Raw genomic sequence first — 1,838 nt, 5'->3', positions numbered from 1 at the left:
GGGCCAGGCCCCGGCACCGTGCCCACCGCCCGGGCCTGGCCCGGGGCCGCTGCCGCCGGGGGGCGCGGGCTGTGGCTGCTGCGGGGGCGTGGCGGGCGTGCGGTCGGCGCGAGCCGCTGCTCGGCGCTGCGTTCCGGGGAGCCGGGCGCTCCAGCGGGTGAAGTTCACTGAGGATTACCTCGCGGAGTCGTTCCGGGTCAGCTCGGCGGCGTGGGGTGCCTTGCGGGGTGGCGGTGCCGCGCGTCCGGCTCGGCGGCGCGGTCTGCGGTGCGGGGGCCGGCCCCCGGGGGAGTGCAGCAAACGTCCGGATCCTCATGATTGTTACTCTTCGCGGCTACCAGCCCACCCATGGTCACACGTCCAGTGTGGCCGACGGGTCCGACATTCGTCAGACGCCGCGTCCCAAAAAAGGCGTTCCCGTGCTCCGGGCCGCGCCCGTCACCGGCGTCAAGCCGCGCCCGTCACCGGCGTCAACTCGCCTCCGGGTGGCGTCCGGTGCCCGCCGCGAGCTCGAATTCGGCGCGGGGGTTCTCCAGCGAGCCGAGCGAGACGATCTCGCGTTTGAAGAGCCCGGCGAGGGCCCAGTCGGCGAGGACGCGTGCCTTGCGGTTGACGGTGGGGACCCTGCTGAGGTGGTAGGCGCGGTGCATGAACCAGGCGGGGTAGCCCTTGAGCTTCCTGCCGTAGACGTGGGCGACGCCCTTGTGGAAGCCGAGGGAGGCGACGGAGCCGACGTACTTGTGGCGGTAGTCCTGGAGGTCGTGGCCGCGGAGGGAGGCGATGACGTTCCGGGCGAGGACCTTGGCCTGGCGCACGGCGTGCTGGGCGTTGGGGGCGCAGGTGGCGTCGGCCTGGCCGGCGGTGAGGTCGGGGACGGCCGCGGCGTCCCCGGCGGCCCACGCGTGCGGGGCGCCGTCCACGCGGAGGGCGGCGGTGCAGACGAGCCGGCCGCGCTCGTCGAGGGGCAGGTCGGTGGCGGCGAGGACGGGGTGGGGTTTGACGCCGGTGGTCCATACGAGCGTGCGGGTGGGGAAGCGGGAGCCGTCGCTGAGCACGGCGACGCGGTTCTCGCACGACTGGAGGCGGGTGTCGAGGCGTACGTCGATGTTGCGGCCGCGCAGTTCCCGGATGGCGTACTGGCCCATCTCCACGCCGACTTCGGGGAGGATGCGGTGGCTCGCCTCGACCAGGATGAACTTCAGGTCTTCGGGCTGGACGTTGTGGTAGTAGCGGGTGGCGTAGCGGGCCATGTCCTCCAGCTCGGCGAGCGCCTCCACGCCCGCGTAGCCGCCGCCGACGAAGACGAAGGTGAGGGCGGCGTAGCGGACTTCGGGGTCGCGGGTGGAGGAGGCGATGTCGAGCTGTTCGAGGACGTGGTTGCGCAGGCCGGTGGCCTCCTCGACCGTCTTGAAGCCGATGCCGTAGTCGGCGAGGCCGGGGACGGGGAGGGTGCGGGAGACGGAGCCGGGGGCGAGGATCAGCTCGTCGTAGTGGAGGTCGACGGCTCCGGTGCCCTCTTCCTCGGAGGCGAGGGTCTTGACGGTGGCGGTGCGTTTCCCGTGGTCGATGGCGGTGACCTCGCCGGTGAGGACCTGGCATTTGCCGAGGACCTGGCGGAGGGGGACGACGACGTGGCGGGGCTGGATGGAGCCGGCGGCGGCCTCGGGCAGGAACGGCTGGTAGGTCATGTACGGCTCGGGGTCGATGACCAGGATGTCGGCCTCGCCGCGCTTGAGCTTCCGCTGGAGGCGCAGGGCGGCGTACATCCCCACGTAGCCGCCGCCGACGACCAGGATGCGCGTGGGGGCGGAGGCGTCACGGGTGGGTGCCTCGTGGGC

The 1,838-nt window shown here is 72.9% G+C and carries 1 protein-coding gene; it reads right to left on the bottom strand.

Features of this window, described 5'->3' with window-relative positions; genetic code table 11:
- Positions 1 to 470 precede the first annotated feature (470 nt).
- Positions 471 to 1,796 carry an NAD(P)/FAD-dependent oxidoreductase gene (locus tag K6I33_RS34645; RefSeq protein WP_229358769.1) on the bottom strand — a complete coding sequence of 442 codons (1,326 nt, stop codon included), beginning with the start codon at positions 1,794 to 1,796 and terminating at the stop codon, positions 471 to 473.
- Positions 1,797 to 1,838 lie beyond the last annotated feature (42 nt).

This window comes from Streptomyces sp. UNOB3_S3 (assembly GCF_020740895.1).
Lineage (GTDB): Bacteria > Actinomycetota > Actinomycetes > Streptomycetales > Streptomycetaceae > Streptomyces.
This window is presented reverse-complemented; position numbering and strand designations above follow the sequence as displayed.